Raw genomic sequence first — 322 nt, forward strand, 5'->3', positions numbered from 1 at the left:
TATTCTTCCATTGGAAGATCTGGATATTCTTATTTTAAATGCAGAAACCTTATTTCCCTCCGTAGTAAACCAGTGGATAAAATTGTATCCAAATATTCCTATTGTTAATACCTACGGGATAACAGAAACATCAGATGATCTATCACACTTTATCATTAAAGAAAGTATTACAACAGAAACTACCCCTGTGGGAAAACGCCCAATTCAAAATATAGAAATACATATTGTAGATCCTTTTTTGAAGAGAGTTCCAATAGGAGTAACCGGTGAAATTATTATAGCGGGTCAGGGTGTTGGAAGAGGTTATTTAAATGATAAGGAA

At 33.5% G+C, this 322-nt stretch carries 1 protein-coding gene; it reads left to right on the plus strand.

Annotation, left to right across the window (positions count from 1 at the left end; all coding sequences use genetic code 11):
- A partial coding sequence (locus BW716_RS35965) for an AMP-binding protein (protein ID WP_179091453.1) occupies positions 1–322 on the plus strand: 322 nt, incomplete at both ends.

The sequence above is a fragment of the [Flexibacter] sp. ATCC 35208 genome (genome assembly GCF_001975825.1).
Taxonomy (GTDB): domain Bacteria; phylum Bacteroidota; class Bacteroidia; order Chitinophagales; family Chitinophagaceae; genus Chitinophaga.